9 protein-coding genes are annotated in these 12874 nt (G+C 52.1%); 3 read left to right on the top strand and 6 right to left on the bottom strand.

Going from position 1 to position 12874, the window contains the following annotated elements; all coding sequences use genetic code 11:
* Positions 1 to 151 precede the first annotated feature (151 nt).
* Complete coding sequence (gene pulA, locus ACFVRY_RS10985) at positions 152 to 2116, bottom strand: type I pullulanase (RefSeq protein ID WP_387500091.1); 1965 nt, start codon at positions 2114 to 2116, stop codon at positions 152 to 154.
* A gap of 222 nt (positions 2117 to 2338) precedes the next feature.
* The gene (locus tag ACFVRY_RS10980; protein ID WP_387500089.1) at positions 2339 to 5521 is read right to left on the bottom strand and encodes a PAS domain S-box protein; all 3183 of its coding nucleotides are present in this window, start codon (positions 5519 to 5521) and stop codon (positions 2339 to 2341) included.
* A 295-nt stretch (positions 5522 to 5816) separates the two neighbouring features.
* Between ACFVRY_RS10980 and ACFVRY_RS10975 the strand changes: the two genes are divergently transcribed.
* Complete coding sequence (locus tag ACFVRY_RS10975) at positions 5817 to 6632, top strand: hypothetical protein (RefSeq protein ID WP_387500087.1); 816 nt, start codon at positions 5817 to 5819, stop codon at positions 6630 to 6632.
* Between the two features lie 22 nt (positions 6633 to 6654).
* Here the strand turns inward: ACFVRY_RS10975 and ACFVRY_RS10970 are convergent, their stop codons facing one another.
* Positions 6655 to 7434 carry a YheC/YheD family protein gene (locus ACFVRY_RS10970; RefSeq protein WP_387500085.1) on the bottom strand — a complete coding sequence of 260 codons (780 nt, stop codon included), beginning with the start codon at positions 7432 to 7434 and terminating at the stop codon, positions 6655 to 6657.
* Positions 7435 to 7620: 186 nt separating this feature from the next.
* On the opposite strand from ACFVRY_RS10970, the gene ACFVRY_RS10965 reads away from it, so the two are divergent.
* Positions 7621 to 8724, top strand: coding sequence for a glycosyltransferase family 4 protein (locus ACFVRY_RS10965; protein WP_387500083.1), 1104 nt, complete (start codon positions 7621 to 7623; stop codon positions 8722 to 8724).
* Here the strand turns inward: ACFVRY_RS10965 and ACFVRY_RS10960 are convergent.
* Both ACFVRY_RS10960 and ACFVRY_RS10955 read right to left on the bottom strand, forming a co-directional pair.
* Positions 8686 to 8889, bottom strand: a complete 204-nt coding sequence (locus ACFVRY_RS10960) for a hypothetical protein (protein WP_387500081.1) — start codon at positions 8887 to 8889, stop codon at positions 8686 to 8688. The genes ACFVRY_RS10965 and ACFVRY_RS10960 overlap by 39 nt on opposite strands.
* A 59-nt stretch (positions 8890 to 8948) precedes the next feature.
* On the bottom strand, positions 8949 to 10190 hold the full coding sequence (locus ACFVRY_RS10955; protein WP_387500079.1) for a DUF445 domain-containing protein: 1242 nt from the start codon (positions 10188 to 10190) through the stop codon (positions 8949 to 8951).
* Between the two features lie 307 nt (positions 10191 to 10497).
* Between ACFVRY_RS10955 and ACFVRY_RS10950 the strand changes: the two genes are divergently transcribed.
* Positions 10498 to 11361: a Cof-type HAD-IIB family hydrolase gene (locus ACFVRY_RS10950; protein ID WP_387500077.1), complete on the top strand. Its 864-nt coding sequence runs from the start codon at positions 10498 to 10500 to the stop codon at positions 11359 to 11361.
* Positions 11362 to 11482: 121 nt separating this feature from the next.
* On the opposite strand, the gene ACFVRY_RS10945 is transcribed toward ACFVRY_RS10950, so the two are convergent.
* On the bottom strand, positions 11483 to 12838 hold the full coding sequence (locus ACFVRY_RS10945; protein WP_387500075.1) for a sugar phosphate nucleotidyltransferase: 1356 nt from the start codon (positions 12836 to 12838) through the stop codon (positions 11483 to 11485).
* Between the last annotated feature and the right edge of the window lie 36 nt (positions 12839 to 12874).

The following is a 12874-nucleotide window of genomic DNA, read 5'->3' as shown; positions in this document are numbered from 1 at the left end:
TAATTACTACGACAGGTGAAGTATAATTATTTAGCTTTGCGCCCGAAAAAAGAAAAGAGCGCTCCGCTGGCCATCCGGCCTTGCAGAACGCCCTTTTCAGGCGTAGATATCAATTTTCGCAGCTATGTTAGTTCTCTATTTGAGTTTCGCTTCAGGTCTGTTGCACGACGAGTACAATCATGCCGATTCCACGAACAGCCAGCCGGTTCCCCGCAAGCTTGCTTACAAGATCGCCGCCAAACAGCACTTCCCACTTGCCCAAACCGGGCAATGTGCAGGAGACTCCTTCAGGGAGACTGTTATAAATGACGTATAAGTGCTCTGCAGCATCCCCTCCCGCATGATTTCGCAGAGTGTATGCCACCGTCCCGGCGGGGGTTTTCTCAAACATAAGATGACTGCGGATATCTTCCGCGTTCCGCAGCCGGAAGGCGGGATGAGCCCTGCGTAGAGCAATGAGCTGCTTCATATAAGCGACATCCTCCTGGCGAGCTGCACAGCGTTCCCAGTCCAGCCAGTTCATCTCCACCGGGGATTTGTAGCTGTTCTCTATACCATTCTTGGTACGCATAAACTCCTGCCCAGCATGGATGAAGGATATTCCTTGGCTCGTCAGCATCATAGCTGAAGCCAGCCTATGCATGGCCCCTCGCTGTTCGTCACGGACACCCTCTGTGGACAGTACGATTTTATCCCACAGGGTATGATTGTCATGACACTCCACAAAGTTCACACACTGCAGTGGCTCGTCAGCAAATTGTCCAATATCCTGACTATAGACAATTCCTCCGGTGATGCCCGTCTTTACCGCCTGCTCCAGCCCAGGCTTCCCGCTAATAAACCCCGGCTGATCGTATAGAAAGATGTTCCCTTTGACCGCATCCCGGTAACCGTCGTTAAAATGCCCGATACCCGGCAGAAAATCGGCATTGTTCTGGTTAGCCAACTGTTCCATGGGTAGCTCTGTATCCATGACCCAGCCCTCGCCGATGGTTAGGATCGACGGGTCCAGTTCATCCAGACGACGGCGAATATCCGCCATCGTTCCTACATCTATCAGACCCATCAAGTCGAACCGGAAGCCATCAATATGGTACTCCTTGGCCCAATAGAGCACAGAATCAACGATAAACCGGGACATCATCGTCCGCTCGGTCGCCGTATCGTTGCCGCATCCGCTGCCGTTGGACAGACTGCCATCCGGCTTGTAGCGCAGATAATATCCCGGAACCAGCTTCGTGAAATTCACACGATACCCATCGTAAACATGGTTATAGACGACATCCATGATGACACGTAGGCCGCGATCATGCAGGGCCTGAATCATCTGCTTCAGCTCGGTAATCCGGAGGCCGGGAACATAAGGATCTGACGCATAAGAGCCTTCGGGAGCATTGTAATTCTTCGGATCATATCCCCAGTTATAATGGGGTTGATCCCACTTGGTCTCGTCTACACTTTCGGTGGCAAAATCATAAAAAGGCAGCAACTGGACATGCGTCACGCCAAGATCGACTATATGATCTAGACCAGTAATAATTCCTTCTGGACCACGTGTGCCTGCCTCGGCAAGTCCCATATACTGCCCCTTATGAGCAATACCGCTGGCTGGATGAATGGACAAATCCCGCAAATGCAGTTCATAAATGACCGCGTCAACGTGATGGCTTAGTGGCGGTTTATCCTCCGTCCACCGTTCCGGATCGGTCTCCCTTAAATCTAAAATGGCACCCTTGTCGCCGTTCACGCCCACAACTCGGGCATAAGGATCAACGGCCTCATTCCACTGCCCGCCGATTCGTACACGGTAGGTATAGAATTTGCCTGCGAGGTCATCTTCAACCGCAACTGTCCAGGTTCCCCTGCTATCACGGGTCATGGGCAAGCGACTACTTAGGGACTCTTCCTCCCAGGATTCGTACAGGACCAGCTCCGCCTCCTGCGAGGTTGGAGCCCATAGCCGAAACATCGAGCGATCCCGTGTATACGCGAGCCCCAAGTCATCTCCATCGTAACTGAAGAGATCATCAAATTCTTGCTCAAAAACGGAAATCCCCCCCGTCACTGCCAGGTCGCCGTAATGAATAGGTTCTTTCCTTTCTCTTTGTACCGCCAAAGCAACGCTCCCCTTTACCCTGTAATAACTGGATATTATAATCTCATTACGAGCGGAGTGCAAACGTTTGAACTAATTTTATTCCCTTCGTTTTTGAAAAGAAGTGAGGTTCAAACCCACCATCGTGATAATGTCACGATTTTTCTGAGCCCGGAGAGGACACGCCTTGCTCGCACTGCGAATAAGACTCTATATTCAGCTTGCGGGAAGTCAATTCATGCTTCATAAGGATATCTTTTCCCTGTGCTCCCGCAATATCCGCTCTACATCAGAAGAAAGGAACGGTTTGCTGATGAAATCCTGCATCCCCACTGCCTTGCACCGCTCGCGGTCTTCTGGTCCGGCAAAAGCGGTCACGGCCACGATGTAAGGACGGCGCTCTACCGGGATTCTGTCCGCAATGAGAGCTGCTGCCGTAAAACCACTCATGACCGGCATTTTCACATCCATAAAAACAAGGTCGTACGTCTGTTGCATAACCGCTACCACCGCCTGTTCCCCATTCTCAGCGAGATCGGCGCTATATCCTCTTTTTTCAAGCATTGTCAGGAGCAGTTTCTGGTTCACTGGATGATCCTCAACAACTAGAATGGACAACGGCCCATACTGGGGTCTGGTTAACATTGAGCCCCCCGGCAGCCATCCATTCTCCTCAGATTCCTCCGACGGTCCAGCGTCTTTCTCTGATACTGCCTTCATAGCCATTTCTTCCCTGGAAGATCCCGTCCAATGCTTTGTATCCGTTAACATTATTCCGTTGTCACAACTATGAGGTCCATCGCCAATGGTATTGAGCGGCAGAGTAAAATAGAAATTCGAACCTTCCCCTTCACTGCTCTCCACACCAATCGCTCCGCCCATCAGCTCCACCAGCTTCTTGCAAATCGCCAGCCCAAGTCCGGTTCCGCCATACTTGCGATTTATCGAAGGATGAAGCTGGGAGAAGGATTGAAACAATTGATGCTGTTTGAACGCGGGAATACCAATTCCTGTGTCCCTGACATTAAACTTCAGGAGCAGCTTGTGACTGCTGGAACACGCTTCTCTCTCCACATGCATTACAACCTGGCCCACTTCGGTGAATTTAACCGCATTGCTGACCAGATTGACCAGCACCTGCCGCAGCCGGGCTGCATCTCCATGAATTACCTCCGGGATGTCACTGTCAATTTGACAGGACAGAACGATTCTTTTATCCAGAGCCTTGGCTGTGAACAATTCTATTACGCTGTCCATAACGGCATGAAGGTATACCGGCTCATCGACAATTGTCATTTTGCCCGCCTCTATTTTGCTAAAATCCAAGATCTCATTAAGAATGGACAACAAGGATTCGCTGCTCTGGTTGATGATGCCGGTATATCCACGCTGTTCCTCATTAAGCTCGGTCTCCGACAGCAAGTCGGTCATCCCCATTATGCCGTTCATCGGGGTACGCAGCTCATGACTAATAATTGCCAGAAACTCTGATTTGGCCTGATCGGCCTTTTCGGCAGATTCCTTGGCCTTGATAATCTCCTTCTCGTCCGTAATGTCCCGAAACACCAGCACAGCTCCAATACGCTCTCCTTGGTCGAACAACGGTGTCACCTGATATTCAGCCAAGAAGCTGGAACCATCTCGCCGCCATAAAACCGCATCCTTGCTGTCATGGGATATTCCGGACCGAAGCGCTTGCATTAACGGTGACTCCTGCGGACCGAAGTTCATTCCGTCATACGCACTCTGCTGGATATGCTTCAGATAAGCACGACCAATGATCTCATCCTGCTGAAAATCTAGCATAGCTGCTCCTGCCGGGTTAATGAACGTGACTCTTCCTTCCGAATCGAGACGGAGAATGCCCTCTGACACCGCATTTAGGATCAATGTATGTTCATTGCTTAGCTTCTCAATCTGCTCGGTATGATGTATGCGTTCCGTAATGTCGCGTCCCACCGAGATAATCTCTACAATATTCCCACCCTTGTCATAGATGAATCGGCTGTTCGACTCCACCCAGACATAACTCCCGTTCTTGCGGCGGAAACGGCAGGTGATTACCGGAAGAACGCCGGTGCTCAGGCAGCTCTCCATATAGCTTTCAATCATGGTCAGTTCATCAGGGTGAACATAATCATAGGCACTCGTACCCGTCAATTCTTCCGGCTCATATCCCAGCAAAGTGCGACTGGCCGGAGAGCAGTACAGGTAGGTGACACCCTTGACTGCATGCCTTGAGATTAAATCCAGGGAACTCTCAGACAGCAGCCGAAAATGGTATTCACTCTCCCGCAGCTGTTCTTCTATCTTCAACCGGTCGCTGATATCCTGCATCATTCCTATTAATTGGACCGGCACTCCGCCCGGTCCCATGATGACATCCCACTGGACATGCACGCCAACAACTCGGGTGTCTGGCAGCAACAAGCGATAAGAGGCTTCTCCCGATCCCCCTTGTGCTATAGCTCTCTGAACCACCTCATTCACATAAGCTCGATCCTCAGGATGCACAAAATGTCTAAAATCTGCATAGTACATCGTTTCCTTCTCCAGTGGGTACAACAGCATCCGCTGTAATTCGTCCGATAGCCTCAGCCTATCGCTGGGCAGTTCCCAAATCCAGGAACCGATACGGGCCACTCTCTGGGCTGTCACCAGCGCTTCATCATTCTGCTTACGCTTAGTCACGTTGCGCCCGATGCCCAGAATATAGGTACTTTCGTTATTCTCATCCCGTCTCACCTTAAAAGCTGTCTCGATCCACTCATAATGACCATCCTTGTGGCGCACACGGCGGGCAACAGCATCACTCTCCAGAAATTTGCCGTACCGTCTAATCTCTTCGGCATCATCGGGATGGTAGTAATCCAGCCGGTTCGTACCTATCATCTCCTCTGGACGGTAACCGAGGAGCGGATAGCTGGAAGGGGACACGAAGGACAGCGTTCCGTCGGGCAGAGTCAGTGAGATGAGATTCTGATCATCTTTAATAAACAAATCATACAGATCGCTGCTATCCACCGTCAGTTGATCGGCGATTTTGCGGTCCGTGATATCTTGGGCATACAAAATCAGACTTAAAGATGCTTGTCCATTCTCCGTACGAGCGAATGTCAGAGAGAGCCAAACATATCTCCCTTTTCCAGTAAGAAAACGTAATTCCTTCTCCAAAACACCGTCAACAGACGTCTCAATTCCGTGCATGATCTCATGGAATGACAAAAGGGGACTGTCGCCATTCTTTTTCCCTTTAAAAAAATCCAAGGTATGGAGCTCCGTCTCTTGATAACCCAGCAGCCTGCACAGAGCCGGGTTGGCCTTCAGCCAGCCACTTCCTTCAGGGACAAGGATCGCCATACCTACGGGGGACTTCATGAACGCCTGATTCAGAATATTGGGGTCTTCTGCCAAGAAGTGATCCATCAATGGGCCTCCTTCATCATGAGCCTGATCCAGCCGACTCTCTCTTACTCTATTAACCCCAGTATACGTCAATAGAGGCAGGGAAAGAAATCCGGTACTCACACCTAAAACAAGAAAAGGAGAGAATAATTTCAATTGAAATGATTGACTTTTATGGGCTGTGAAAACTACAATGAGAGCATCATATTATTCGTGACCTGTTACGACGGAAGCACCCGTAACAAAGGCTTATTGCCTTTGCTGCGGGTGCTTTTTGTCGTCCATCGGGGAACTATTAAAGGAGGACAATCACCAAATGAACATCAAAGCCATGATCACGCTAGTCGTTTCGCTCTTGCTGCTACCGCTGCTTCCCACTGCGGCCTTCGCAGCCCCCGCTATTGAATTTACCCCTTCGGTGAAAACCGCCTTCGATCTAACAGTGGCCACAGCAGAAGGCTCAGCCAGAACCAAGTTGAACAGCTTATATAGCGAGTGGTCTGTTCTGAAGCTGCAGGATGACAACCGTGAAAGCAATATTCGGTCCCTGCATTACAATAACGAGCAGTCCCTGACAGCGATACGTCAGCAAGTCAAAGAGATTGGCCTCACAGCAGTAAGTCAATTAGAGGGGGAAACTGCCAAGCTGAAGCAACGCTATCAACCTCTATTCGACCAGTACAGTGCACTTAACAACAGGATTTCCTTGGCGAAGAAGCTGAAGGACAAGGATCTTAATGCCGTGCTCAAGACCCAGGCGGACGTTATGAAGATTGCAGTCCAGATCGCCCGGCAGGACATCCGCACCAAAGAAACACAACTGCGTACCGCCAAGGACGCTCGCACCAAGAAGACTGCGGCAGTTCGCAAGATCCTAAGCGGGATCGATAGCCCTCAATCGACGATTAAGGCGCAGAAAAGCGTCGTCTCCGCATTGAACAAGCGGCTAACCGCCGACTGGAGTGATTTCAAAGCCGCCATCCGCAAGCAGAACGCCAGTCTGACTTCACAGTCCCTGTCCTCCATGGTATCCCAATACCGGCAGCTTGCCGATGCCAAGCAAAGAATCATCGAGTCAGAACAGAAAGTGGCTGCCGTTATTGCCACCGCCAAGACCCAGCTTGTATCCTAAACGGACAACTTAGAATCCAAACTTATTTCTTAGACGTTTTTGCTTTATCGTGAGCACGGCGATACGACATCACCTTACGGTACATCCTTTTATCCTTAAGCTGGTTGAAAATATAGGGGTCGGGATTCGTATTCACTTCAATAATCCATGGTGTCATATTACGGTCAAGGCCAACATCCACGCCGATCTGCTTAAATCCGGGATATTTCTTATGGTAGAAGCGTCCGGTATCCCGCCCTAACTTCTCCAGTTTTTTTATGAGTTCTCCCTTCTGAGCCATGCTTAGATGCGGGGACAGCAGGGTCTCAATCGCTGTTGGCTTGCCACCACTGTGATAGTTCGTAACAATCTTGCCTTTTTGAGCTACCCGGCCAATCAACCCTGTTGTCTCCCATTTCCCCTTCGGACTGAGCTGGACCATGACCCGCAGATCAAAGCGCTGTCCCTTATGCTTCAGCAGTTCGATCCCTTTCTGGATCAAATAGCTGCGTCCGCCGGTTGCTTTCTTCAGTGACAGGTGGAAGGCATCGAAGGCTCCAAAGGTACGGATGGTCGTGCCGCTCTGGTACTGATAGGTTGTTCCACCTGAACCTCGGTTCAGTTCTACTCTGATGACACCCTTGCCGTAAGTACCGTTGACCGGTTTCACATAGACCATGCCGTACTTATGCAGCATGCTCTGCAGGCTTGCTTTGGCAAATCTTTGTGTATCCGGAACCAGCGGCGAAATCTCCGGACTCTGCAGCAACACCTTTGTCTTGATCCATTTGCTCATCAATCCTGTTCTATATTTCTTTCCCAAGCCAGCCCTCTCCCCTGTTCTAAGTCAGTATCATTCGCTCAGACATGATCGCCCTTGTATTGTATTCGGGCACTGTACGGTTCGCATGGGATGATCGCCTTCTCCGCGCCCAATCTGTATCTTCCGCCCAACAGGCTGCATATGGTAAAAGAGCGAGAGGGAACTGAGGACAGGAGGGATGGGAACATGCATATTTGTATCATCGCACCGGAACAGTTTCCGGTGCCTGGGGACGGTTCGGTAGAAATCTGCATCTGGGCCATTGCCGAGAGACTGGCAGAGAAGCACAAGGTGACCATTGTCAGCCGGAACATGCCGAATCTGCCGGATACCGAAAAACTGGCCCGTGTCGAGATCGTGCGATTGCCAGCTGGAAGCCCGGCCAGATATCGCAACTCGGTTCTGAAATATATTGAAGGCAAAGACTTCGATATATTTCAGGTGGATAATCGCCCGTATCTGCTAGCCGCAGTGAAGCAAAAGCAACCCCTGACGCCTGCTGTACTCTTCCTCCATTCTCTGACCTTTGTACCAGCCTCGGACAAGACCGCCGCCCGGTTGGCGCGGGCCGATCTCATCGTGGCCAACAGTGCCTCCCTGCAGCAGCGGTTGGCCCGGCGATTCCCGCACATAAAGCACAGCATTCACGTCGTCCCGCTAGGCGCGGACTTGTCTCGATTCGCCCCCGTATCACAGCCGGAGCGGCTGAGGCTGCGGGGGCTCCACAGATTGCCTCCGGCCTTCAACGTATTGTTCGTCGGCCGGATCATTCCGCGCAAGGGTGTGCCGGTGCTGATCCGGGCGGTCGCCCTCCTGAACCGGCACACCCGCGCCCATCTGGTCGTCGCCGGCAGAGGCAAGCCGGCGTACATCCGGCGGCTGCGACAGCTCGCCCGCCGACTGGGTGTGCCGGTCACTTTTCCCGGCAGCGTCCCCCACGAAGACATCCACGGCTTATACCAGGCCGCAGATGCCTTCGTCTGCCCTTCCCAGCGGCATGAATCCTTCGGCCTGGTGAACGTCGAGGCCATGGCCTCCGGACTGCCCGTCGTCGCCTCCAGCAATGGCGGCATCCGGGAGATCATCGTTCCCGGACATAACGGCTATCTTGTAGAGCGCTATACTCAGGCGCTGCCCTTTGCAAGATATTTGCTGCGGCTGGCGCGTAATCCCGCATTAGCTGCCCGGATCGGGGCACAGGGACGCAGCGACGCGCTGCAGGCCTTTGAGTGGCAGCACACCACGGATCGGTTAGAGGTGCTGTATCACAGCCTTTACAGCGAGAAGTAAGCTGCTCATAGAATCATGCGGGTGGAGATGCTTCAAGGTAGCCGAGAACGGCTGAAGCAGTCCCAAGCCGGCATATGGGCCAGCAACCACTTCAGCTGCTGCCGAATGATGAGGTTCACCTGTACGGATATAGCAAAAAAGCAGCGAAGCCCTCCGGGGGCTCATTTAAGCTACCCCCGGATTGCATTCACTGCTCCACTTATTTCCTTTATCAAAGACTAGGGTCAGAACAATTGGATTACGGTAAGAACCAGCCCAACAACAAAGCCACATAATGCCCCGTTGACCCGAATCCATTGCAAATCCTTGCCCACCTTATCTTCCAACATGTTCACCAGACTGGCATCGTCCATGCTATCCAGATTCTCCTTCACCAGCAGGCCGATCCGGTAATGGTTAGCCTCTACAAAGGCAATCAGGGAATCACGGACACGCGTTTCCCAACCTTGAATCCATTGCTGCTCGTCGCGGATGCGACGGGTGAGCATAGCATATAGCGCGAACAGCTTGCGCCCGCCTGTCGCCTGCTCTTCTTCCAGCAGCGCCACAGTCTTGCTGCGCAGCAGCTCCAATTGGGCCACCATGAAACCATTGGCCGATGCGCCCTCTACCTGTTCAACCGCCCAAGCCTTCAAGGATGTCAGACGCTCCTCGTCACCTATAAGCTGGAACAGTGCCGTGCGGATCTCACGGATGACATCTTCGCGGTAAGGGCTGTCCTCTTCTTGAAAATCCCGTATCCCGGAGATTAACATACCCTGTAGCATATCGCCAAGCATCTCGTCATCGACGAACCCCACAAAGGCTTGAAAAGCCATACCCTTAAAGCCGCCCAGCTTGACTTCAGACAGCTTCTGACTGGCCAGCTTGCCCAGCATCGCTTTAGTCTCCGGGCGTGCGGTCCACGAGGACACGCCCTGCAGCGCAAAGTCGAGTGCAGCCACATCCTTGCCGTCTTTCATCAGCTTGCTCAAAGCAACATCGGCTGCGGTACCAAGATCCGCCTGACTGAGGTAGCTGGCGACAGCCTTTTGCAGATATGGAACAGCCTTCTCGGCTGGCACCTTCTGTACGATACTCTTCAATTGCTCCAGCATTTCCTGCCGGGCCTTTTTCCGGCTGAACACTCTAGTCAACAAGCGAGAAGCGAGGGTGATAAAACCGAACTTCCGCAGCTTGTCCTCTATACTCTTCTTGTTGAGCAGTTCGTTCTCCATCGCGTGGATCAGAGACAGGATGATTTTATCCCTGTTCTTAAGAAGCAGGGAGGTATGGGGGATCTTCAGCCCCATGGGATGGCGGAACAACGCTGTCACTGCGAACCAGTCCGCAATTCCCCCTACCAGTCCGGCTTCGAAGCCGCCTCTCAGCAGGATAACAGCCAGGTTCTCCGGTAGAAACAGCGTGGCCAGAAAGCCGATCGCCATAACGGCGAGGGATATTGTAGCTAAATGTCTAGATCTCATAAGGGTCCTCCTTGGGTACAGCATAGACAACCTACCGGTTTCCTTTGCAGGCTAAAGACCGCCAGTTCAAGCCGCAGAATGGCAAGGGACTGGCGACCTTTTCCGGCCTATCAGTGCTTTATCCATCATTGTACCACGATTACTCCCCTTTCTGTACATGCTAGTGCCCGGATGAGCAGATCGGGCCGCCAACCACCATCCTTTTAATGAAATTGAATTATTAGTTTTCAGGAAATTAGTGATAAACTATCATTAGCACTTTCATCGCCCTTAACAGGGACTACTAACGTTAAAGGAGAGCCAGAATATGCTGATTGCTTTGGATATGGACGGCACCCTGTTGAATGACAACGGCAATATCAGTCCGGGGAACCGTGAAGCTATTGAACAGGCTCAAAATCATGGGGCTATTGTTATCATTGCTACAGGACGCTCGTATATGGATGCAGAAAAACAGCTTCGGCTGGCCGGGCTGGAATTACCGGTGGTAAGTCTGAACGGCGCTGTAGTCACGCTGCAGGACCGAACGCTCGCTGCCAGCAAACCGCTGCATAAGGAAGAGGTTATCCCGGCGCTGCGCTGGATGAACGAGATTCCTGACTTATATTATGAAGTCTATACAGAAGACAACGTCTACGTGGAGCTGAACAAACGCGTACACTTGGAGAAGCTCGCAGCCCAAGGCGGCGACGAGCTGCCGGAAGACATGAGATTGCTGCTGAAGGGCGTTATCGATCAACAATTCCGGCAGGCAGCCGTAACCTATGTGGAGAGTATGGAGGAAATCTGGAGCAAGGAAGAGAGTGTCCTTTATAAAACACTGGCCTTCTCGCTCAAGCCTGAACTACTGAAGGAGGCTTCCACGAGATTCGCTTCCATTCCTGGCCTGATCATCACTTCTTCCCATATCAATAATATTGAAATCAATCATGAAGAAGCCAACAAGGGCTCAGGCCTGGCCATTTTGGCCGCTCATTACGGTATTCCGATGGAGCAAACCGTTGTTATGGGAGACAGCTACAACGATCTGCCGATGTTCGAGGCTGGCGGCTATCGTATTGCCATGGCAAATGCCGCACCAATTCTCAAGGAGAACTGCGATCATATCACGTCGACCAACCATGAAGATGGGGTGGCTGCGGCAATTTGGCATATTTTGAATAAAAAGTAACGGTACAGCACCAGCAATCATTACAGAACTCCTTCTACATGGCAGGACCGGGCATACACGCCCGGTCCTCTTTGCACACCCGCTTCTTCTACTCCATACCCTTCAACCAGGCGGCCTAAGACTACTCCTGCACGATGTTCCAGCTGCGAGTTAATCTCACACAATCAGCTTCTCCCGGTCGTCCACCCGTCTCAATCTGAATCAGTATGAGCGAAGTCACCGCCTGGATCGCGTGTCCCACCCCTGCGGGAATCTGCACAATGTCACCAGTAGATAAGACATACTCAATCCCATCCAGTATATATTTCCCTGTGCCCTCTGTTACTGTCCATACTTCGGAAATCCTGTGGTGAAAATGATACTCGGTATGCTTACCGGGATGGATCTGCAGCTTTCTGGTTACGGTCACAGGTCCGTCCTTACTGGGGTTATCGTCCAAAATGACGGAGGTCCCCCAGCGTGTCTCCTCATACCTGGGCATGGAATAACTACTCCCGAGCGCCGTCTTAATTTCACTTGCCCGTCTCTTGTCCGCAACGAGAATACCGTCCGGGCCAGCCGCTACAATGGCGCCGCTCAGGCCAATAACATGTACCGGCAGGGATAACTCATTGACCAGATACGTCTGGTGCGCATCGGGAGAGAGGCTACCTTTACCAGTAACCTGATGCTCCAGATGGACTGATAAGCTGTCCCAGCTCCCCAGATCACTCCAGTTGCCGCTGTACGGGATCACTACTGTATGGCGAGAATGCTCCAGCACCTCACGGTCAAAGCTCTCCTGAGGTAGCCTGTCGTAGCTCTCCAGCAGCCCTTCATATTCCCATCCGATCCCCCGCTCGGACAGACTGTTCAGGAGAAAAGACAACGAACAAGCAAAGACACCACAATTCCACAGGGCTTGCTGCGCAATTAGTTTTTGTGCTGTGACCGGATCAGGCTTTTCGACAAAACGGTCTACATGATAGTAGCCCTCGCCCGGGCTTCCCGCCTGCGGAACTATATATCCGAACTCCGCGGAGGGAGACCTCGGTACGCTCCCGATCAGCGCGATCTCTGCTGCCCCCTCTCTAAGTACATCCGGAAAGCACCGCAGCAGCTGAAAAAAAGTCGGCGCAGCATAAGCATCGGCTGGCAGGACTACCACCGTCTCCTGTGGAGCAATGCCGAGGACAGAATAGAAGTAGCTGGCCGCCAGAGCTACGGCGGGAAAGGTACCCCGCTTCTGCGGCTCGCCAAGCACGGGAATTCCCTCACCGACATGACTAGCGGTAATCTCGACCTGGGACTCGTGCGTTACAATACAGCTGGAGGATAGCAGCCCGACCCGATCCAGCTCTCTACACATCCGCTGGAGCATGGATTCCATGACGCCCGTTTCAGAACGCAGCAGCTTCAGAAATACCTTTGACCTGACCTCATTGGAGAGTGGCCACAGCCGCTTGCCAGAGCCTCCGGACAGGAGAACAATCCGCACATTGACGCCTCCTTATCTCTGATATCAGGCAGCCGA

Origin of the sequence: Paenibacillus sp. NPDC057934 (assembly GCF_042887565.1) — a bacterium.
Lineage (GTDB): Bacteria > Bacillota > Bacilli > Paenibacillales > Paenibacillaceae > Paenibacillus_AQ.
This window is presented reverse-complemented; position numbering and strand designations above follow the sequence as displayed.

What these genes read in the sequence shown, in the direction of transcription:
- ACFVRY_RS10960 (WP_387500081.1), bottom strand. Translation starts at nt 8,889, where the DNA reads ATGAGCCCCCGGAGGGCTTCGCTGCTTTTTTGCTATATCCGTACAGGT.
- ACFVRY_RS10965 (WP_387500083.1), top strand. Translation starts at nt 7,621, where the DNA reads ATGCATATTTGTATCATCGCACCGGAACAGTTTCCGGTGCCTGGGGAC.
- ACFVRY_RS10955 (WP_387500079.1), bottom strand. Translation starts at nt 10,190, where the DNA reads ATGAGATCTAGACATTTAGCTACAATATCCCTCGCCGTTATGGCGATC.
- ACFVRY_RS10975 (WP_387500087.1), top strand. Translation starts at nt 5,817, where the DNA reads ATGAACATCAAAGCCATGATCACGCTAGTCGTTTCGCTCTTGCTGCTA.
- ACFVRY_RS10980 (WP_387500089.1), bottom strand. Translation starts at nt 5,521, where the DNA reads ATGGATCACTTCTTGGCAGAAGACCCCAATATTCTGAATCAGGCGTTC.
- ACFVRY_RS10950 (WP_387500077.1), top strand. Translation starts at nt 10,498, where the DNA reads ATGCTGATTGCTTTGGATATGGACGGCACCCTGTTGAATGACAACGGC.